The organism is Psychroflexus sediminis, assembly GCF_900099815.1.
GTDB classification, from domain to species: domain Bacteria; phylum Bacteroidota; class Bacteroidia; order Flavobacteriales; family Flavobacteriaceae; genus Psychroflexus; species Psychroflexus sediminis.
On the sequence record NZ_FNCW01000009.1, the window covers coordinates 34,873 to 55,677 of the forward strand.

At 35.2% G+C, this 20,805-nt stretch carries 18 protein-coding genes; 10 read left to right on the forward strand and 8 right to left on the reverse strand.

The genetic code is table 11. The features are described from left to right. Positions 1 to 37: 37 nt before the first annotated feature. Positions 38 to 751 (reverse strand): SDR family oxidoreductase, encoded by a 714-nt coding sequence (locus BLP81_RS09600; RefSeq protein WP_093368252.1) that lies wholly within the window; start codon positions 749 to 751, stop codon positions 38 to 40. Positions 752 to 872: 121 nt separating this feature from the next. Between BLP81_RS09600 and BLP81_RS09605 the strand changes: the two genes are divergently transcribed. Beyond that, positions 873 to 3,176, forward strand: a complete 2,304-nt coding sequence (locus tag BLP81_RS09605; protein ID WP_093368253.1) for a transglycosylase domain-containing protein — start codon at positions 873 to 875, stop codon at positions 3,174 to 3,176. Here BLP81_RS09605 and BLP81_RS09610 read toward each other — a convergent pair. Further along, complete coding sequence (locus BLP81_RS09610) at positions 3,173 to 4,030, reverse strand: SdiA-regulated domain-containing protein (protein ID WP_093368254.1); 858 nt, start codon at positions 4,028 to 4,030, stop codon at positions 3,173 to 3,175. The two genes, BLP81_RS09605 and BLP81_RS09610, sit on opposite strands and share 4 nt — an antisense overlap. 69 nt (positions 4,031 to 4,099) lie before the next feature. Here BLP81_RS09610 and BLP81_RS09615 point away from each other — a divergent pair, with 69 nt between their 5' ends. The 3 genes from BLP81_RS09615 to BLP81_RS09625 all read left to right on the forward strand — a co-directional run bounded on the left by BLP81_RS09615 (position 4,100) and on the right by BLP81_RS09625 (position 7,292). Further along, entirely contained in the window at positions 4,100 to 5,386 is a 1,287-nt protein-coding gene (locus tag BLP81_RS09615) for a mechanosensitive ion channel family protein (protein ID WP_093368255.1), read from the forward strand. Further along, the gene (locus BLP81_RS09620) at positions 5,383 to 6,585 is read left to right on the forward strand and encodes an MFS transporter (protein ID WP_093368256.1); all 1,203 of its coding nucleotides are present in this window, start codon (positions 5,383 to 5,385) and stop codon (positions 6,583 to 6,585) included. Before BLP81_RS09615 ends, BLP81_RS09620 begins: the two co-directional genes overlap by 4 nt. Before the next feature lie 86 nt (positions 6,586 to 6,671). After that, positions 6,672 to 7,292, forward strand: a complete 621-nt coding sequence (locus BLP81_RS09625; RefSeq protein ID WP_093368257.1) for a YqaA family protein — start codon at positions 6,672 to 6,674, stop codon at positions 7,290 to 7,292. A gap of 156 nt (positions 7,293 to 7,448) precedes the next feature. On the opposite strand, the gene BLP81_RS09630 is transcribed toward BLP81_RS09625, so the two are convergent. Next, entirely contained in the window at positions 7,449 to 8,948 is a 1,500-nt protein-coding gene (locus BLP81_RS09630; RefSeq protein ID WP_093368258.1) for a DEAD/DEAH box helicase, read from the reverse strand. 219 nt (positions 8,949 to 9,167) lie between these two features. On the opposite strand from BLP81_RS09630, the gene BLP81_RS09635 reads away from it, so the two are divergent. Next, a complete protein-coding gene (locus BLP81_RS09635) occupies positions 9,168 to 9,551 on the forward strand; it encodes a hypothetical protein (RefSeq protein WP_093368259.1) in 384 nt (127 codons plus the stop codon). Positions 9,552 to 9,559: 8 nt separating this feature from the next. Then, positions 9,560 to 10,270 carry a YebC/PmpR family DNA-binding transcriptional regulator gene (locus BLP81_RS09640; RefSeq protein ID WP_093368260.1) on the forward strand — a complete coding sequence of 237 codons (711 nt, stop codon included), beginning with the start codon at positions 9,560 to 9,562 and terminating at the stop codon, positions 10,268 to 10,270. Between the two features lie 51 nt (positions 10,271 to 10,321). On the opposite strand, the gene BLP81_RS09645 is transcribed toward BLP81_RS09640, so the two are convergent. Further along, positions 10,322 to 10,804: an Lrp/AsnC family transcriptional regulator gene (locus BLP81_RS09645; protein ID WP_093368261.1), complete on the reverse strand. Its 483-nt coding sequence runs from the start codon at positions 10,802 to 10,804 to the stop codon at positions 10,322 to 10,324. Between the two features lie 86 nt (positions 10,805 to 10,890). Next, positions 10,891 to 12,042, reverse strand: coding sequence for a M14 family zinc carboxypeptidase (locus BLP81_RS09650; RefSeq protein WP_245686447.1), 1,152 nt, complete (start codon positions 12,040 to 12,042; stop codon positions 10,891 to 10,893). A gap of 296 nt (positions 12,043 to 12,338) precedes the next feature. Between BLP81_RS09650 and BLP81_RS09655 the strand changes: the two genes are divergently transcribed. Continuing rightward, on the forward strand, positions 12,339 to 12,767 hold the full coding sequence (locus tag BLP81_RS09655) for a helix-turn-helix transcriptional regulator (protein WP_093368263.1): 429 nt from the start codon (positions 12,339 to 12,341) through the stop codon (positions 12,765 to 12,767). Positions 12,768 to 12,808: 41 nt separating this feature from the next. Next, positions 12,809 to 13,177 carry a DNA topoisomerase IV gene (locus BLP81_RS09660; protein ID WP_093368264.1) on the forward strand — a complete coding sequence of 123 codons (369 nt, stop codon included), beginning with the start codon at positions 12,809 to 12,811 and terminating at the stop codon, positions 13,175 to 13,177. Here the strand turns inward: BLP81_RS09660 and BLP81_RS09665 are convergent. From BLP81_RS09665 to BLP81_RS09680, 3 genes are all read right to left on the reverse strand, one after another. Further along, on the reverse strand, positions 13,174 to 15,762 hold the full coding sequence (locus BLP81_RS09665; protein ID WP_093368265.1) for a DNA gyrase/topoisomerase IV subunit A: 2,589 nt from the start codon (positions 15,760 to 15,762) through the stop codon (positions 13,174 to 13,176). The two genes, BLP81_RS09660 and BLP81_RS09665, sit on opposite strands and share 4 nt — an antisense overlap. Before the next feature lie 459 nt (positions 15,763 to 16,221). Continuing rightward, complete coding sequence (locus BLP81_RS09675) at positions 16,222 to 18,102, reverse strand: DNA topoisomerase IV subunit B (RefSeq protein WP_093368352.1); 1,881 nt, start codon at positions 18,100 to 18,102, stop codon at positions 16,222 to 16,224. Between the two features lie 173 nt (positions 18,103 to 18,275). Continuing rightward, positions 18,276 to 18,626, reverse strand: a complete 351-nt coding sequence (locus BLP81_RS09680; RefSeq protein WP_093368267.1) for a 4Fe-4S dicluster domain-containing protein — start codon at positions 18,624 to 18,626, stop codon at positions 18,276 to 18,278. A gap of 61 nt (positions 18,627 to 18,687) precedes the next feature. Here BLP81_RS09680 and BLP81_RS09685 point away from each other — a divergent pair, with 61 nt between their 5' ends. Together BLP81_RS09685 and serC are read left to right on the forward strand one after the other, a co-directional pair. Beyond that, positions 18,688 to 19,725, forward strand: a complete 1,038-nt coding sequence (locus BLP81_RS09685) for an acyl-CoA reductase (protein WP_093368268.1) — start codon at positions 18,688 to 18,690, stop codon at positions 19,723 to 19,725. Between the two features lie 6 nt (positions 19,726 to 19,731). Beyond that, positions 19,732 to 20,802, forward strand: coding sequence for a 3-phosphoserine/phosphohydroxythreonine transaminase (serC, locus tag BLP81_RS09690; protein ID WP_093368269.1), 1,071 nt, complete (start codon positions 19,732 to 19,734; stop codon positions 20,800 to 20,802). Positions 20,803 to 20,805: the final 3 nt, after the last annotated feature.

The window sequence follows — 20,805 nt, forward strand, 5'->3', positions numbered from 1 at the left end:
CAAGAAGCCTATGGGGTCTTTTATTAAACACTATTTATTATTTTTTTGAAGGCTGTGAGGGTCTTACTTCTATTTTGCTTGGTAATGTTCTTGGATGCATTTTAAACAAATCCACGACAATTTCACCTAAGTCTTCAGGTTGAATTTTCCAGGAATCGCTTTCATCCGGGGTATTTCCGTTAAAATGAGTCGCTACCGAGCCTGGCATAATCGTAGAAACATTGACGCCATGATCTCTTAAGTCTAACATTACAGCTTGTGTGAAGCCAGTTAATCCGAACTTACTTGCATTATAAGAAGAACCTTTCGCGAAAAAGTTGGTTCCAGCCAGACTAGAAATCGTTATAAAATAACCTTTGCTTTTCTTTAGGGCCTCTACACTAGCTTTTATAGAAAAAAATACCCCCGTCAGGTTGGTGTCAATGGTCTCATTCCACTGCTCTTCGGTTAAATCTTCAATGCTGTGGTAATGACCTATACCGGCATTAGCAATGACATAGTCAAGTTGGCCAAATTCTTTTAAAATCTTATCGACTGCTTCTTGTTGAGAAGACATACTTCTGACGTCGGCTTCAATTCCTATGGCTTTTGCTGCTGAATTGGAACTTTTGAGTAATTCTACGGCTTCGTCTGCAGAAGATTGAGATCGGCTCGTAATTGCAACGTTTACTCCTTCTTTCATCAGGGCATCTGCAATTCCAAATCCAATACCTTTGCTTCCTCCTGTAATATATGCTACTTTATTTTTCATGGTATATACTTTTTAATTCACTTTAAAGTTACATTCTATAAAATAAGTTAATCTCCATTTTAAATAGTTTTAACGCGAAGATTCCTACATTTAAAATTACTTTTGAATCAAATTTTAGTTCATGTCCAAATCCAAACCAAAAATAAGAAAGTTTAACCGAATCATTAGAGTTTCCATCATCGGGATTTCCTCTAGCCTACTTCTTTTTTTATTATTTTTTGGCAGCGTGTATTTGGGCTTTTGGGGGAAAGTTCAAAATAAAAAAGATTTAGCCAATATTCAACAATCTGAAGCTTCAGAGATTCTGGACCACACAGGAGAAATCATTGACAAACTATATAAGTACAACAGGCAGTCGATTTCTTATTCTGAAATTCCTAAGCATCTTATTCAGGCTTTGATAGCCACAGAAGATGCTAGATTTTATGAACACGATGGCGTGGATAAATATAGCCTGTTACGCGTATTTTTTAAAACCATACTCTCTGGGGATAAGACCTCTGGAGGCGGCAGTACGATCACTCAGCAATTAGTCAAAAACATATATGGCAGAGAATCTTACGGGATTTTTAGTTTGCCAGTGAACAAACTAAAAGAAAGCATAGTCGCCAAACGAATTGAAGATCTGTATTCAAAAGAAGAAATTTTGGAATTGTACCTGAATACAGTCCCTTTTAGCGGCAACACCTATGGGATAGAAAGCGCAGCTCGATTATTCTTCAATAAAAAAACTTCGGAATTAGATTTGAAAGAATCTGCAACCTTAGTAGGCACTTTGAAAGCTAACCACTCATATAACCCCAGGTTGTTTCCAGAGCGAAGTCAGTTAAGACGTGATGTTGTCATCTCACAAATGGAAAAATACGACTACTTGACATCGAGAGAGGCTAATAAAGCCATGTCTGAACCTATTCAGCTGAATATTTCAGAAAAAAATACATTTCAAAGGCAGTATTTTATCGACTTGGTAAAGGATAAAGCTGAAAAGATTTTAAGCGATTATGAGAAACCAGACGGAACAGCTTACAGTATTGATGAAGATGGATTACAGATTTACACCACTCTGGATTTAGACCAGCAAAAGCTTTTGGAAAATTCAGTTAACAATCAAATAGCCCACCTACAACCACTTTTTGAAGCAGAACATGGAAATACTCCTCCCTGGAAGAATGAAGAACTTCTCCTGAAATTGGCAAAAAAAACAAAGCAATATGACAGTTGGAAAACTCAAAACTTATCCTCTGAACAAATTCTAGATAGTTTGAAAACGACAAGACCTATAGAAATTGTTAAGAATGGAAAATCAACTGTTTTGCAGTTATCTATATTGGATAGCTTAAGCCATAACTTAAAGCAGATCAATGCGGCAAGTTTAAGTATTGATCCTGCTACAGGTAAGATTTTAGCTTATGTTGGCGGTGCAGATTACCGACTTTCAAAATTTGATATCATTGAAAATGCCGAACGTCAGGTTGGATCAATATTCAAGCCCGTGGTTTATGCAAGTGGTCTTAAACATGGATTGAGACCCTGCGATTATATTTCTGCTAAAGAAGTCACTTATACCAATTTAGACAATTGGAGTCCACAAAATTCAAGCAATGAGGAAAAAGATCCATATTTGAATTACTCTCTAAAATATGCTCTTACTAATTCCATCAATACTGTAAGTGTCAAAGTCTTGGAGAAAGTTGGAATCCAAAAGACTATAAGACTGGCGAAAAGCATGGGTATCACCTCTGAATTAGTAGAACAACCCTCCCTGGCCTTAGGAACAGCTGAATTGAATATGAAAGAGCTGGCAAAGGTTTATTCTAGTTTTGCCAATCAAAGCAAGGTCCCGGAGCTTTATTTCATCACCAAAATAACTTCAAAAACCGGAGAAACCATCGCTGAATTTAATGCTGAGCCTCCCCAGCCATCGAACTTGAGCCCTAAACAAAATCGACTTTTGTTAGCTATGCTGGAAAATGTGGTGAATAAAGGCACAGCTAAGCGATTGAGAACAACTTATGGGTTAACTCAAAATATCGCTGGTAAAACGGGTACAACACAAAACAATAAAGATGGCTGGTTTGCAGCAGTTACCCCTAAACTGGTTAATATCTCATGGGTTGGTCACAATAATCAAAGCATTGGATTTAAGTCCACCAGACTGGGTCAAGGGGCCAATACAGCTTTGCCTATTTTTGGCAGACTCTATCAAAAAATGACTAAAGATTCTCAATTTGATTCTGTTACTAAAGCTAAGTTTTCAAAATTAAGTCCGCAACAAGAAGAAGCTATGGATTGTGTCAACGAAAAAAGAGATGGCTTTTTTAAACGCCTGTTTTCCGATGATGACGATGAAAAAAAATTCGATAAAAAGAAAGAAAAAGAAAAGAAAGGTTTTTTTGAACGCTTATTTGGCAAGAATAAAAACTAGACTCCCTTATACTCCACCAACTGAATATTTTGCCGGTTAGAATTCCCCTCTTCATTAGATATATACATCCTACCCTTAGAATCAAAGGACAAGCCTTCGGGTTGCTGAAACTGTTTTGGGTTTAGTAAATGAAATTCTTTTGGCAAACCTTCTTTACTAATCACTAGTAATTGTGGAGGTTTCGAAGACAATATAAAAATTTCACTCGTGTGGGGATGAACACTAAGTTCTGAGGCATGGAAATCCGATGCCTTAAACTTGGGTCTGTGTGTTTTAAAAAAAGCCTGTTTGTTGGTTAAAGTCAAAAAACAATCCTCAGCAATTTTGAAATTTTTGGCATTCATCTTATAAATGCTAAAGGCCTTACATTGTTTTGACAGATTTTTTTCTTTGGGAATTGTCAAAAATGAATTTGTTATAGGATGAAAATCCAGGCTCTCCATGTCATTTGATGAATTAAATTCAGTTGTAAACTTTTCAATTTGTCTTCTATCCGATTCAAAATTCGAGACTTTATAAACACTACCCTTACTTTCCATGATAAACGCAGTAGAATCAATAACTCTAATGGATTCATAATCACCACGCAGTCCAAATTCAATTTCGTTAACGACCTGACCAAGGTTTAAATCATAGATAAAAATAATCCCGTCCTCATCTTGTATACAGGCCATTTTTGAATCGCCTAGGTAGCTTATTCCAGATATTTCCCGAAGTGAATCTGGCAGCTCCCAGGTTTTTAAAACGATAAGATCACTGGAATAGGTTTTACTGGGTTGAATATACATATACAGGGCTCCTGCTAAAAGGAGAATTCCACCGATTATAAAAATTACACGTAAATTTTCTTTCATGCTTCTAATGAGATGTCCTTTAAAGTTAATAAATGACGCTAAATGTGTAAATTTGCAAAAATTTCACCCATGAATAAAACGGAGATAGCTAAATATTTTTACGAAATTTTAAAGTCTTCAGATTACTTTGGAGAAACTGCCTCCATTTATCTCAATGCTGTATTGAATGCTCTAGTCCTGCTTATATTGAGTTATGTGGCTTTTAAAATTTTCAGATATATAGCTATACGGTTTGTTAAAAATCTCGCTAATAAAACCAAAACTACCTTTGACGATTATCTGGTCAAGAATAAAGTCTTCGTATACCTTGCCAATATTGCTGTATTATTTTGCATTCATGAGTTAATTCCACTTGTTTTAATCGATTTTCCAGAATCTGAAATTTATTTTGAAAAATTAATTGAAGTCCTTATCATCTTTGTCAGCATCTGGATCTTAAGGTCAATTTTTATGACTTTTAAAGATTACCTGAGAACATTTGATACGTTCAAAGACAAGCCGATAGAGAGTTATATCCAGGTTTTTATGATAATCATCTGGATTGTGGGTATTATCATTGTATTTTCAGCTATAACCGGTCAACCTCTGTTTAAATTTTTAACTGCCCTTGGTGCTTTTTCGGCTGTTTTACTTTTGATTTTTAAAGATACCATTTTAGGTTTTGTTGCCAGTATTCAAGTGACAGTGAATGATACAGTAAGGCTTGGAGATTGGATAACCATGGAAAAGTATGGGGCCGATGGAGATGTCTATGAAATAAACCTAGCCTCTGTAAAGGTTAGGAACTTTGATAATACCATCACTACCATTCCAACCTATTATCTAATTTCGGATTCCTTTAAGAACTGGCGAGGGATGAGTATCTCCGGGGGAAGACGAATCAAGCGCTCTATCTTGATAAAAGCAAATAGTATTAAATTTTTATCTGAAAGAGATATTGAAGAATTTAAAAAAATAGCACTGATTTCAAAGTACATACAAAATAAGCAACAGGAAGTCAATGAATACAACTTGAAGCATGAGGTGGATAAATCAGTTCAGATCAACGGCAGAAATCAAACCAATTTTGGAGCATTCAGAGTTTATATAGACCATTATTTGGATCAACATCCTGATATCAATAAAGATATGATGATGATGACAAGACAACTTGCCCCTACTGCCGAAGGTATTCCTTTGGAATTATATGCCTTTTCAAAAGACAAAGTCTGGGCCAATTATGAGCGTGTTATGGCTGGAATTTTCGATCACTTACTGGCTGCAATCCCATATTTTGATTTGGAATGTTTTGAATACCCCTCTGGAAGAGATCTCAAGTCACTTTCATCAACATTTGAACCTCAGAAAGATTCATGAGAGACTTCATCTCTTTTATAAAGGAAAATTTTAGGAAATTAAGCTTTGGATGGACGCTTACTTTTTTGTCTAGTTTTGGACAAACCTTTTTAATTTCCCTCTACGTCACTTCCATCTCTTCTGAATTCGCTATTACTGAAGGCAGTTTTGGAGCTATTTATGCCATCTGTACGGTTTTAGCGTCTTTCATCATGCTAACTGTCGGACATACTGTAGATCATGTTTCTGTCAAAAAAGTGACTGCATTTACGATTATATGCCTGGCTATTTCGTGTATTTTGATGGGTATTTCCTATCATATCGCTTTTGTATTTATAAGTCTCGTAGGCTTGCGGTTAACCGGTCAAGGTATGCTGACTCATATTAGCATGACAATTCTCTCAAAATTTTTTGATAAAAACCGGGGTAAAGCCTTAAGCTTTTCTTCGCTTGGCTTTTCTTCAGGAGAAATTGTTTTGCCGTTACTCCTCACTTTTTTTATCGCCTGGTTTGATTGGCGCTGGGTAATGATAGGTTCAGGTATCTTATTGCTTCTCTATTTAATAAGACTTTATTTTACAGATTTGGAGCATTTCAATAAGCAACTCAGCATTGGAAGACCATCGTCTTTGACCTTAGTGAAGGATTTTGGAAGTATTATAAACGATAGAAGATTTTTAATTTTAATGCCTACAAGTTTTGCGATTAGCTTTACAGTTACAGCCGTAATTTTTTATCAATATGTTTTTGTGGCACAAAAAGGATGGTCTCCACAACTTTATGCTGCTTTTTTTACGGGGTACGCCTTAACTCGATTAATTTTCTCTCTTGCTGGAGGACTTTGGGTAGATAAGTTTACGGCCAAAAGAATGTTTAGAATTTATCTTATTCCTATTACTTTGGGTTTGTTGGCATTTGCTTTTATCCACAGTATTTTTGGAGCGCTTGTATTTCTTTTGATGATGGGAATTACGGTAGGTATGTCCGGAACAATAAAATCTTCCATATTGGCAGAAGTATATGGAATAGAAAAATTAGGGGCCATACGTAGTCTTTTTACGATGTTTATGGTCGTCAGCACAGCTTTAGGACCCTTAATTGTAGGATGGATGATAGATGGTGGTTTGAGTATAGAAACCATAATGCTAAGTTTGTTCGGGTTTATGGCTTTATGCCTCTTGAATGCTCAGCGGATCAAAGGAGTTTCAACCAGGACCTAAGGGAGATAATTTAACAAATACTTAATTCATTTGATTGGTTAAAAATATGGCGAAATGGGAGTTTACCATTACTTTTGTTTTTTGCTATGAATGACAAAAATAAAAAACCAAATCGAAAATCTCATCTGAGATTACTGCATCAGTACTACACCTATACAGGCTTTTATAGCTTTCTGGGCAGGAGTTTGCTTAAAGCTGCGCCGCCTATTTTAATTTTTGTCGCCATCTTACTCGGAATTCACTTTTTTGTGATCGATGTCAATACCATGCTTCTGTACATCACAGAAAACTTTCACCCTGTTGCAGTCTTTGCTATATTTTTTGCTTCAGAATCAATTTTAGGTCTTATTCCTCCAGAAATTTTTATCGCCTGGTGTGGCAAGTCCGCTTCACCCTGGGGCTTCTTAGCAATCCTGGCCACCTTATCCTATTTAGGAGGTATCATTTCCTATTTTGTAGGAAGAGGTATAGCCAGCATTCCCTCAGTATTTGTATACCTTGAAGTGAAAATGGCAAAGCATATTAAGAATATGAGAAAATGGGGAGGGATTTTGATTCTCGTTGGTGCTTTACTCCCACTCCCTTTTGCCATCGCAAGTATCTCAGCTGGTATAATAAAATTTCCATTTGGGAGTTATTTGCTTTATGGTGCCTTAAGGTTTGTTCGATTTGCTATTTACGGAGCTTTGATATTTGGAGCGCTCTAAGGAATACCTCTACCCGTTTATAAGCTTATTGCGATTATGATATTTTCTAACTCAGTTTTCCTCAGACTGAAAGATTGATTTTTTCTCCCAAAAAATCCTGATAAAAATTATAAACTAAGGACTATAATTAAATAGTCCTTAGTTTAGATTTATCATTTAGTCCATAAAGTGTTCATTGATCTTTACCCTTAATTTTCTTACATAATCTTCATAAAGCCAATCCCTGTAATTTTTGGTATTATTGATGATACAGTTGGAATAGCGTTTTATTCTATCTTTGATATCATCTTTCAACTCTCTGGCAAGAATTCTTGCATCAAAAACATCTTCAGAATTTTCTGCACACATTTTGGCATGCTGTGCTATAGATTCTTCCAGTACCAATTTTGACTTATCACCATTATTGATGGTTTCATTATAACGTCTTCTTATGTCAAACTCTATGTCATCTGAGTTTTTGAAAAGTTCTCGAACTTCATCCGGCATTTCATATTTGAAGTTGAGCTCAATTTCTTCATCAGAAACCATATTATCTAAGAAGTAATCCGGATTTTCAAAAATCATTTGCCAATCTACAGAAGCATTCCATGGTCCAAATCTAGCGATGTTGTTACCAAGATCGATAACGTTGAAAGTATCTTTATCAGGAAGCTTACGGGAACCTCTTCCTATCATTTGGAAGTAAAGCGTCAGGGATTTCGTAGCTCTGTTTAAAATTATATTTTTTACAGTAGGTTCATCAAAACCTGTGGTAAGAATACTAACCGAAGTAAGAATAGCATCGGGTTTTTCTCTAAACCATTTCAGGATAGCTTTTCTTTCCTTTTTATTATGTGTGTTATCAAGATGCTTTATATCATAACCGGCATCTTTGAAGGTTTGATAAACATACCAGGAGGTGTTTATACCGTTATTGAAAATCAACGTTTTTTCACCTTTGCATTTTTCTTCATAAGCTTGAATTAGCTTTTCCTGCATATCCAGGTTAGTGTACAAATCTTCTGAAGATTTGACCGTATAATCTCCAGTGATCCCCACTTGAAGCGTTCCAAGCCCTACATCATAGCTGAACATTTTAGCTTCTGCTAAAAACCCCTTTTCAATCAATGATGATATTGAATTTCCAACGATAAGTTCCTCATAATTTCTATGCATGGGAAGCTTTATGTTAGAACTCAGCGGCGTTGCAGTCACCCCAAGAATAAACGCTTTATCAAGATATCCGAATAGTTTGGTAAAGGAATTGTAATGAGCTTCATCAATGATTGCCAAGCCAACATTTTTCATATTCAGCTTTTCTTCATTCAACCTATTGTTTAGGGTTTCAACCATCGCCACAAAACACATGTATTCATTATCATCCGGAAGTTCTTTCACTTTAGAGTTAATGATTTTATTGCGCACTCCAAAACCTTCAAGCATATCTGAAGTTTGCTTACAAAGTTCTATTCTATGCGTAAGCACGATGACTTTCTTCCCTGTTTTTTCAATATATCGTCTGACGATTTCAGAAAATACGACGGTCTTACCTCCTCCCGTTGGGAGTTGGTATAGTAGATTAAAATTATCTGGAGAATTCTCAATCTTATCAAAAATCTTGACTAAATCTTTTTCTTGATAATCGTAGAGGCTCTTTTCTGCAGTCTTTTCAGGCATAAACTTCCTTGAGTTGAATGGTGATTTACTATTTTAAGATTTGCAAAAATACGCAGATTAAAGGGTTTATTGAAATTATTTAAGAAATTATAAGCCAAAATCTATAACTTAGAACGTAATTAAAATTAGTTAATGCAAGTATATTTTAAAAAAACAGGAACAACTACGCATATATATAAACTAAAAATTATTTTTGCATAACATCTAAAAAATAAAACCTTGGAAAATAAGAAAGCATTAAAACTGATAGATTCTATAGTCAATACTCTTGAGTCAAACGAGATAGTCACCGACGATGTGGTAGGAATGGTGAAGGAATTGCGTCCTTACGCTGTAGAAGAAAATTTACCTGTTGTAGCTAAAACACTAAGGTTAGTGACAGAACATGTGGAAGAAAATGAAGTTTTCGCAATTCCGATTCCACAGGATGAGCCTCTCGTTGATGAAGAAACTGGTGAAGAAATAGAAGCAGAAAACACTGAAATTATTACAGGATCTGAAAGTCTTTTATATTTGATCAATTTGATTAAAAAATCAGAAAACCCAGTAAATAAGGCAGAAATAAGAGAATACAATCGCAAAATGGAAGCTTTTGCTGAATAGTTTAAAATATGGGAAGAGCATTTGAATTTAGAAAAGCAAGAAAAATGAAGCGTTGGTCCGCTATGGCCAAAACCTTTACGAGATTAGGAAAGGATATAGTGATGGCCGTGAAAGAAGGCGGTCCAGATCCAGAAACTAACGCTAAATTGAGGGCTGTAATTCAAAATGCGAAAGCAGCTAATATGCCAAAGGATAATGTAGAGAGAGCCATAAAGAGAGCCTCAGACAAAAGCCTTGGTGATTATAAAACTGTTTTATACGAGGGTTATGCTCCTCATGGTATTGCAATTCTTGTAGAAACAGCTACAGATAATACGAACCGAACGGTAGCTAACATAAGATCTTATTTTAATAAAAGCGATGGCAATCTGGGGACTTCCGGTTCAGTTGAATTTATGTTTGATCACACCTGTAATTTCAGAATTGCTTCCGAAGGAATTGACGTTGAGGAATTGGAGCTTGAAATGATTGATTTTGGAGCCGAAGAAGTATTCGAAGATGAAGATGGGATTATGATTTATGCACCATTTCAAAATTTTGGGGGAATTCAAAAATATTTGGAAGAGCATCATATAGTAATTGAATCCTCGGGCTTCGATAGAATTCCACAAGTCAGTAAAACCCTTTCTGATGAACAAAAGGAAGATGTTGAGAAACTTCTAGAGAAAATTGAAGAAGACGATGATGTTCAAAATGTCTACCATACGATGAATGAATAAATATAAAAGGCTGGATAACTTCCAGCCTTTTTATATTTTAAACAATGCTTATTACATATTTTCGAAAATCGATTTCATCAATCGCGTTTTATCGTTTAGGCTTTCCTCCATAGATATCATGGTTTCTGTTCTACTCACACCATCAATATCATCAATCAGGAATATAATGTTTTTAGCGTGCTCGGTGTTTTTAGCTCTTATTTTGCAAAACAGATTGAATTTTCCAGTAGTGACGTGAGCCACAGTAATGTTTGGTATTTCTTCTATTCTATTCAAAACAAACTGAGTTTGAGAGGTTTTTTCTAGAAAAATTCCGACATAAGCTATAAACGTGTAGCCTAGTTTCTTGTAATTCAAAGTTAGTGAAGAACCGATGATGATCCCACTTTCTTCCATTTTCTTAACTCGAACATGAACTGTACCGGCTGATATGTCTAATTTTTTAGCAATATCAGTAAATGGAGTTCTAGTGTTGTCAATAAGCATATTAAGAATTTGATGATCTGTCTCGTCAAGTTTAAGTTTTCCTTTCATGTGTAAAATCTTATTATATTATATAAAATTCAAAAATAATTAATATTTATGATTAAAAAAGAAAGATTCGTTTAAATCTTTATTAATTATATAACGAAAACGTTATCGTTCAGGATAAATGATGCTAAAACTTCCCCTTCTTTTAAATTTAGCGGATTTTCAAACTGCAAAGACTGACCTTCAAGGTTTATTTCCCGATGTCCATAACCCCTAGTTAAGTTTCCCATCTTTTCAATAATAGGAATAAACTCAATTTTATTTTCACTTAAGACCTCTTTGAATTGAATTGCGATGTCAAAAGTCTCATTGCTGTTATAATTCACATTCCTCAAAACAATGTCATAAAAGAGTTTTTCATTTTCAGGAATACTTAAATACTGTTCCACTGGATCTGTATTTTTTTGATTGGCAATGTCAATGATCATCTTTAACAAGGCTATAAATACATATTTTCGTGTTTGTTCCCGTTCATAATCACCCGGAAAATGACCAGCTTCAAACAAAACTGTAGGTGTTCCTTTCTTTTGAAAATAATCACCTATACAATTGATATTAAACCCATCATCATATCTGCCAATTTGCCCAGGTATAAATTCCTGAAGCAGGTGATTTGCAGAAGCAATCAAACCCATAGATTGGATTCTGGTTTCATTTATATCGCGCTCTTCATTAAAAGATGGTGATAAAAACGAAAGCGTAGCGGGCTTTTCCGTTTCTCCGGCACTAAAAATAGTTCTCTGGTCATGCATATTAAAGCAAAAATCAGGATTAAACTCAGCATAAAGGCTTTGCAAAATTTTACTTTCGGATTGGGTTTTTAAATAAGCATCTCTATTTAAATCAACAGCATTAGAATTCACACGGGTGTAGTTTACTGCGCCATCAGGATTTAAAACAGGAACAATAATAAAACGGCATTTTTCCAATATGGACTTTGATATCTCTGTGTGAATCAAAAAGTAATTTAATAAATCTAAAACCGCTTTAGTGGTAGTGCTTTCATTGCCGTGCATCTGAGACCAAATCAAAATCTTATGAGGTCCTTTTCCTAACCGAAATGAAGAAATAATTCGACCTTCCTCAGAATGGCCTTCATTTTTTATTTTAAACTTATGTGATAAAGTTTTAAAGACCTCTAAGAGGTCTTTCTCTCTTAAATATCTTCCATGAACAGAGGTTACTTTGAAATCTGAATAACTACTAAATAGGTCTGAAAAATTAGGCTGCTGTACATTCATGTTTACAAATGTATTAAAATAGAAATATACATTTGTAAACATAAGAAAAACTCACTTTGATTACATTTGTAAACATTGAATGCAAGCAATCACATCCTGATTCTCGATTGGGCTGGAATTCTTCCGTGTAGCTATTATTTACAATATAATAAACTGACATACAGCATGTTAAGTTACTTAACTTGTAGTTTTACTTTAATGGAAGTGTTCTTTTTTACGCATTGTTTTGGTCAATTCAGGCGTATTGTTTACATTAGTAATCTATAATAGATAATTATTATGTTTTATAATTTACAATGGTAAACAGTGAAGATTTTTCTAAGCGCCTCAAGGAAATTTTTGATTATTACGACTTATCGGCGTCCTCGTTTGCAGATAAAATAGATGTTGGAAGAGCTTCCATTTCTCATATTCTTTCTGGTAGAAATAAGCCGAGTTTAGATTTTGTGATGAAAGTAGTAGCTACTTTTGATGACGTAGAGCTCTATTGGCTTTTAAATGGAAAGGGACACTTTCCTCCTCCTGTTCATAAAGAAGGGGGAAAAAAAGAGCAAACCACTGAAGAATCATATGATTCTCATGAGGAGAATACTGAGCGTGCTAATCTTGACTCTGATGTGGCAGATACTCAACCTGGAAAACAGACTAATAAGGAAATTAATAAGGTCATTATATTCTATGCAGATGGAAGCTTTGAGTCTTATGAAAATTATCCTAAAAACTAAAGCAGTCAAATGAATTGAATTAATTTCGCATAAAAAACCAAATGCGCTATTTCATTTTATTATTGAGTTTATGTTTTATTTCATGTTATAATCCTCAACGCAAATGCGAAGATTTCAAAACAGGTACTTTTGAGTTTGAAACTTACTTAAACGGCGATTTGGTAAAGACGACCTTTATAAGAAATGACTCACTGGAAATTGAAATCTATAAAAACAAAAAAGACACGGCATCAATACGTTGGATTAACGACTGCGAATACGTTTTAAAATCTGTAAATCCTAAGAATATGGCTGAGGAAAAGCCTATTCATATGAAAATACTTTCCACCTCCAACAATTCATACACTTTTGAATATAACATCGTTGGAAAAAATAATAAGCAAAAAGGCCGTGTGACCAAGGTGGATTAATCGAATAATGAAGATTGCTTAGTACTTGGCTTATCATCATCAGTCTCTTCTTCTACTGCTTCTGTTTTTTCTTCATAAGGTATAGGGTCCAGCACATCTATTTGTTTTACATTTTCTGATGTCAGCTGATTTCCCTGAGCTTTAATACCTTTTACAGCGATAAATTCTTCGATGTTTATAATATCGTTTTCCTTTCTTTCCTTACCTCTGGCTTTTTTATATTCAAGTTCGATCCTAGGAATATAATCTGTAGAGACAACCTCGAGTTGAGAGTTTGGATGATCTGTGATGATCAACTCTTCTTTGTCAGGCTGATCTACCAAAAAGCGCTTAACATAATAACGTTCTTTTTCACCTTCCCAGTAAATTGCAGAGATTGGTTTATTTGGATTCCATTTCTCAATAACTATCACATCGTTCTCAAAACGCGTTGTGAGTTCTGGTATTATAGTTTTTATAATGCCATTCTGACGGATAATAAGCAGTCTATCCTTCCCTTTGAAAGCGCCAATCAACTCGCCGCGCTCGTCTACATTGAGACGTCTTACGCTTTCATCGAACCATATTTTGCGGGGTTTAAGCGTAGAAACCCCTTCTTCTTTCATCTCTACACTTTTGATAGGCATTTTGGAAACCAAATTCCCTTTTACGCTTCTGCCTTTAATAGCCAATTCAGAGAAATCAATATCAAATTTCAGACGTTTCAAGCCTTTTTTCTGTCTTAAGAAAACAGTAACTAATTCTGCTTCACCATTGGGATTTGCGGAAAAATATAAAACTTTGGTTCCTGGTTTATCCTTGCCTACGCTATAAGCTCTATCTCTTGTTATAGAAGTAACAGCAAATCGTTTCATATAATTATAACCTGCTTTACCATCTCTGTAAATCAAGTTGTAAATAGTACGCTTATCTTTCTTCTTAAAAATACCAACGTAGATAATGTTTTTACCAATAAAAGTCTTGCCTTCAACTTTAGTCACCATCATAGTGCCATCTTCAGTAAAACATATTATATCATCAATATCGCTGCAATCCGTTACGTATTCTTCTTTTTTCAAAGCTGTACCCACAAAACCCTCGCTCCTGTTGACATAAAGTTTTGTGTTCCTAATAATAACTTTGGTAGCTTCGATATCTTCAAAAAGCTGGATTTTTGTCTTTCGCTCTTTCCCGGTGCCGTATTTAGCTTTCAAATTTTTGAAGTAGGCAATAGCATATTCAATCAAATGGTCCAGATCGTGTTTTACACTTTCTATTTCTCCTTCTAAAGCTTCAATTTTCTGCTCAGCTTTATCAAGATCGAATTTGGATATTCTCTTGATTTTGATCTCGGTTAACCTGGTAATGTCGTCTTTGGTGATGTCGCGTTTGAGATGCTTTATATGTGGCTGCAAGCCTAAATCAATAGCTTCCAAAACACCTTCCCAGGTTTCCTCTTCTTCGATATCTCTATAAATCCTTTTTTCGATAAAAATCTTTTCTAAAGATGCAAAATGCCATTGTTCTTCAAGTTCTCCCAGTTTTATCTCTAATTCGGATTTTAATAACCGGACTGTATTCTCTGTACTTCTTCTCAAAAGCTCTGAAACTCCCAAAAAGTGAGGTTTATCGTCGATGATAACACAGCTCAGAGGTGAGATAGAAACTTCACAGTTAGTAAACGCAAACAAGGCGTCTATCGTCTTATCTGGTGAAATATTATTCGGTAAATGAATTAAAATTTCAACTTCAGAAGAGGTATTGTCTTCAATTTTTTTGATTTTGATCTTTCCTTTATCATTCGCTTTTAAAATAGAATCTATAAGGGTAGAAGTATTGGTGGTATAAGGGATTTCATTAACAACAAGTAAATTCTTATCTCTTATTTCGATATTAGCCCTCACCCGTAGTTTTCCTCCTCGCAGGCCGTCATTATAATTTGTAACATCAACAACCCCACCTGTAGCAAAATCGGGGAAGATGCTAAAACGTTTACCTTCCAGGTGCTTAATTGAAGCATCGATGAGTTCATTGAAATTATGAGGCAGTATTTTAGTGCTTAAACCCACCGCAATTCCTTCAGCGCCTTGGGCTAGAATCATTGGAAATTTGACCGGAAGGTTTACAGGTTCTTGTTTTCTTCCATCATAAGAAACCTGCCATTCTGTGGTTTTAGGATTGAAAACCACATCCAAGGCAAATTTAGACAAACGAGCTTCTATATATCTGGAAGCAGCGGCGCTGTCGCCTGTGAGAATATTACCCCAGTTTCCCTGAGTGTCAATAAGAATATCTTTTTGGCCTATTTGAACAATAGCATCTCCAATGCTTGCGTCTCCGTGAGGATGGTATTGCATGGTGTGGCCGACAATATTTGCTACTTTTGTATAACGCCCATCATCCAGGTCTTTCATGGAATGTAAAATGCGACGATGTACTGGTTTAAAACCATCTTCTATGGCGGGTACAGCTCTTTCCAATATGACATATGATGCATAATCTAAAAACCATTCCTGAAACATTCCTGTAACTTTGATGGATTCATCTCTGGCGGTAGGGTCAAAATTATCTTGGGAATCAGAAGTCAAATCTAAATCGTCACTCATAGGTTGATTTGGTTTTTTGCTATTATTTTATCGAGAGATAATTTTAAATATCTTGTTTTTTTTGCACTTAACATACTGATATTAGTGTAGATATATTTATCTAAACCATTTGTTGAATAAGCAATCATTAACCTTCTATAAAACAATAAATTATATATTTTATAATATTTTATTTTCTCCTTTTTAATTTCATAAACATTAGTCCTGTAATTGATAAATTCCGATAAAATGGCCCCTCTGTTTAAAAAAGAAACTAAACTGCCTTCACTGTCATATTCAAAATACTTCCCTGCAAAATATATATAGATTAACCATAAGCCTACCACTATATGTGAGGCGTAATAATATTTGGATGAAGGGAAAAGTTGCTTTCCTAGTTGTTGATTCAGGAAAATGAGCAGCAAAAAAAAGATCACCGAAAAGTAATAGATCCCAGGGATTTTTCTGACTAATTTATGATTACTTAACCTCATGTATTTCTTCTTCAACTTCCTCCACGAGGTCAATTTCTACTTTTAAATTATCGATAATAAAATTCTGTCTATCCGGGGTGTTTTTACCCATATAAAACTCTAAAATTTCAGGAATACTCTTGTATTTATCAAGCATTACCGGATCTAACCGAATATCATCCCCAATAAAATTTTTAAATTCATCAGGAGAGATTTCACCTAAGCCTTTAAAACGAGTTATTTCAGGCTTTCCTCTTAAAGCTTTGATGGCTTCCCTTTTTTCAGTTTCAGAATAACAATAAAAGGTTTGTTTTTTATCTCTTACTCTGAAAAGTGGTGTTTGCAAAATATATAAGTGTCCCTCTTTTATCAATTCTGGAAAAAATTGAAGAAAAAAGGTGATGATTAAAAGCCTGATATGCATCCCATCTACATCGGCATCTGTAGCAATAACGATATTATTATACCTTAAATCTTCCAGTGAATCTTCAATGTTTAGCGCAGCCTGTAAAAGATTAAATTCTTCATTTTCATACACTATTTTTTTACTCAATCCGTAGGAATTTAGTGGTTTACCTTTCAAACTAAATACTGCTTGCGTGTTGACATCTCTTGATTTAGTTATGCTACCACTCGCAGAATCTCCCTCGGTTATAAACAATGTAGTTTCCAAATAACCTTCTTTTTTGGTATCTTCCAGGTGAATTCTACAATCTCTCAGTTTTTTATTGTGTACACTAGCTTTTTTAGCTCTGTCCTTTGCAAGCTTTCTGATGCCAGAAAGATCTTTTCTCTCCTTTTCTGCTCTTAGAATTTTCTTATGAAGTAACTCTGCCGTTTCATTATTCTTGTGAAGAAAATTATCTAGCTTTTGTTTTAAAAAATCCAAAATATAGGTTCTCACCGTTGGTAAGTCCCCTCCCATATCTGTAGAGCCGAGTTTGGTTTTAGTCTGACTTTCAAAAACAGGTTCCATAACCTTAATACTGATCGCTGAAACTATTGATTTTCTGATGTCGCTGGGTTCAAAGTTCTTTTTATAAAACTCTCTTATTGTTTTTACAATAGCTTCTCTAAAAGCCGACTGGTGAGTCCCGCCTTGGGTTGTGTTTTGTCCGTTGACAAATGAATGGTATTCTTCTGAATATTGAGCTTTGCTAAAAGTTATTGCCACCTCAATATCGTTACCCCTCAGGTGTATGATCGGAAATAATCGGTCTTCCTGTCTTATCCTATCACTTAGCAGGTCTTTTAAACCTTCTTCTGAATAATATTTTTCTCCGTTAAAAAGTATGGTCAATCCCGGATTGAGATAAACATAATTTTTGAGCATTTTCTCAATATATTCATTTCTGAAATTATATTTTTTGAAAATCGCTTCATCAGGTATAAAAGTGACTTTAGTCCCTCTACGTCTCGAGGTTTCATCAAGGTCTTCTTTATTTATTAAATTACCTTGTTCAAATTCAGCAGAAACAGATTTGTTGTCTCTGGTAGATTCAACTCTGAAATAACTGGATAATGCATTGACGGCTTTGGTACCAACGCCATTGAGCCCCACAGATTTTTTGAAGGCATTGGTGTCATATTTTCCCCCTGTATTCATTTTGGAAACCACATCCACCACTTTACCCAGGGGAATTCCCCGACCATAATCCCTTACGATCACTTTTGAATTCTGAATGGAAACTTCAATGGTTTTGCCAGAGCCCATGACAAATTCATCTATGGAGTTATCTAATACCTCTTTCAATAAGATATAAACTCCATCATCTGCCCCGGAACCATCACCGAGTTTACCTATATACATCCCTGGTCGCATTCGTATATGCTGCTTCCAGTCTAAGGATTTTATATTGTCTTCTGTGTACTTTGTTTCTTCTGCCATAATTTTTCTGAACATCGAAATATACTACGATTTCTTTAAAATAAAAATCTGTAAACAAATTTAAAATCTAAGGCGAGTATAATTCATTTTTACCGTAATTTTTTTTTAAAAATAAAAAAACCTCTAAAGCTTCAAGCTAAGAGGTTTGATGAATTTAAGTGAGGGCCTTAAAACTAGTCCTTATGCATGAAAGATTGTTTGCCAAGGAGTTCTTCTTCAGTTTCTTCATGCTCTTCATCGGGAACACAACAATCTACAGGACAAACTGCAGCACATTGAGGCTCTTCATGAAAGCCTAGACACTCGGTACATTTATCTGCAACTATGTAATATAATTCATCACTTATCGGTTCCTGAGCCTCTTCAGCATTCACTTCTTTACCATCAGGAAGTACAATATCACCTTCGAGATCTGTGCCATCTGCATACCTCCAATCATCTGCTCCTTCATATATTGCAGTATTCGGACATTCGGGCTCACAAGCACCGCAATTGATACATTCGTCTGTTATTTTAATAGCCATTTGAGTAATATTTATGTAAGTTTGTTCAAAAATAGGAACACTATAAAGGTTAGCCAAATATATGACTTTAGATACCAGAATAGAAGCCTTCTCAGAACTTGGATTTTCATTACAAAACTACATAGAATCTAAAAACTCAAGCTCTAATTTTTCACAAAAATTGACTAATATCTTAAGAAGCGCTGAGTTACAAAATGCTTGGTTTACACAAGATCAAATCCATAGCTCATTAAAAGATTGGGCACAAGCTCTTACTAAATCCAACTTAAACAACTGGCTTGATCCTTACGTTTTTGAGAATTTATCAAAAAAAAGAGTAGCTGTTGTGATGGCTGGAAATATTCCCCTGGTAGGATTTCACGACTTTTTAAGTGTGCTCATTACTGGTCATACTTTTATTGGTAAATTGTCTTCAAACGACAGCTTGCTGGTCCCTTTCCTGGCTGAAGAACTTATAGCTATTGAACCAGGTTTTAAATCTAAAATTGAGTTTACAAAGGAGAAACTGCCGGAGTTTGATGCGGTTATTGCTACAGGAAGCAACAATACTGCCCGTTATTTTGAGTATTACTTTAAAGACAAACCTCATATCATTCGTAAAAACAGAAATTCTGCTGCTATTCTGGACGGAACAGAATCTAAAGAAGACCTGGAAGCTTTAGGGGATGATGTTTTCAAATATTTCGGCTTAGGATGCCGAAATGTGTCCAAATTGTTTGTTCCTGAAGCCTATGATTTTGATAAATTCTTTAAAGCAATGTTTCGGTATAAAGACGTTATAAATCATCATAAATACGCCAATAATTATGACTATAATAAGGCTGTCTATCTCATGAGTTCTGTAAAACTACTGGATAACGGCTTTCTATTGCTAAAGGAAGATCTGCAATTTTCTTCACCAATAGGTACGCTCTTTTATGAAACCTTTTCTGATGAAAGTCATTTGAAACAGCGACTCGAAGAAGAAAAAAAGAATATCCAGTGCATCGTTGGTGCTCACAAGTATGGCGAAGTTGACTTTGGTAAAGCGCAACATCCTAAGCTATCAGATTATGCTGATGGGGTTGACACCCTTGAGTTTTTGATTCAAACAAATTAATAAAACATGAATAGACCTCATAATTTTAGTGCAGGACCTTGCATATTGCCTTTAGAAGTCTTTGAAAAGGCCTCGCAAGCTGTGATAGATTTTGATGGCTCAGGGCTATCTATCTTAGAGATTTCACATAGAAGTACAGCTTTTGTAGAGGTTATGGAAAAGGCAAGATCCTTGGCATTAGAACATTTGAATTTGCAAGCCAAAGGTTACAAAGCCTTGTTTATGCAAGGTGGGGCAAGCATGCAGTTTTTGATGACAGCCTATAATCTGCTTGAAAAAAAGGCGGGTTATCTTGATACGGGAACTTGGTCTGCAAATGCTATAAAAGAAGCAGAGCGTTTTGGCGAAGTAAAGGTTTTGGCAAGTTCAAAAGAAAGCAATTATAATTTTATTCCAAAAAATTACAGTATACCAAATGGTCTTGATTATTTGCATTGCACGAGCAACAACACCATTTACGGAACTCAAATGAAAGCTTTCCCTAACACAGGAGAAACTCCACTCATTTGTGATATGAGTAGTGATATCTTCTCCAGAGAAATAGATTATTCTCAATTTGACCTCATTTACGCGGGAGCTCAAAAGAACATGGGACCTGCCGGAGCCACATTAGTTGTCGTAAAGGAAGATATTTTGGGCAAGGTTTCTCGAAAAATACCGTCTATGATGGATTATGAATTATTCATCAAAAAAGAAAGCATGTTCAATACCCCTCCTGTTTTTTCAGTCTATGTATCTATGCTTACATTGGAATGGTTATCACGTCATGGGGGTGTTTCGGCAATAGAAAAGAAAAATCGTGCAAAATCTGAATTGATCTATTCAGAAATTGATAGAAATTCACTTTTTGAGGGCTTTACAGCAAAAGATGACCGTTCAATGATGAATGCAACCTTTACCTTAAAAAACGAAAGACTAACTCCCCTATTTGATAAGCTTTGGCAATCAGCTAATTTAAACGGACTGAACGGTCACAGAAGTGTTGGTGGTTACAGAGCATCGATGTATAACGCTTTATCCATTGAAAGCGTAGAGGTCCTTGTCGACGTGATGAAGCATTTTGAAAAAACCATATAAACA